Here is a 546-nt window from a genome sequence, read left to right on the forward strand (position 1 = left end):
GGCGCTAAATGAAGATCAGAAAGTTAAACTTACTGCATTTCTGAATACCCTGAATGATACAGAGTTTATTAATAATAAAATGTTATCAGAACAATAGATATGAATAAGAAAATAATAATTACGTTAGTTCTGGTTATGATTGGCATAACTGCTACCCGTGCATGTGACATTTGTGGTTGTGGTGTTGGAAGCTATTATTTGGGCATTTTGCCGGAATACAATAAGCGTTTTCTAGGGATGCGCTACCAATATAAAAGCCTGCGTACCCATTTGGGGCCAATGGGCGAACGTACGCCAATCACAGCGGATGAAACTTACCAGAGTGCAGAACTTTGGGGAGGCTGGAATTTTGGAACCAGATTCAGGGTACTGGCTTTTGTACCTTACAATTTTAACAGACGGGAAAGTCAGACCGGAAATGGCAACAAGACCGGTTTGGGGGATATTGCAGTAATGGGGTATTTCAAGTTATTTGATCATAAGGGTACTTTGGGCGAACGCTTATTGGTCCAGTCTTTATGGATTGGTGGGGGAATTAAAGTGCCA

At 41.0% G+C, this 546-nt stretch carries 1 pseudogene; it reads left to right on the top strand.

Going from position 1 to position 546, the window contains the following annotated elements:
• Positions 1–99: 99 nt before the first annotated feature.
• Positions 100–546 (top strand): annotated as a pseudogene (locus IM797_RS28215) (transporter); the annotation flags it as partial.

Source organism: Pedobacter sp. MC2016-24 (genome assembly GCF_015223055.1).
Classification (GTDB): Bacteria; Bacteroidota; Bacteroidia; order Sphingobacteriales; family Sphingobacteriaceae; genus Pedobacter.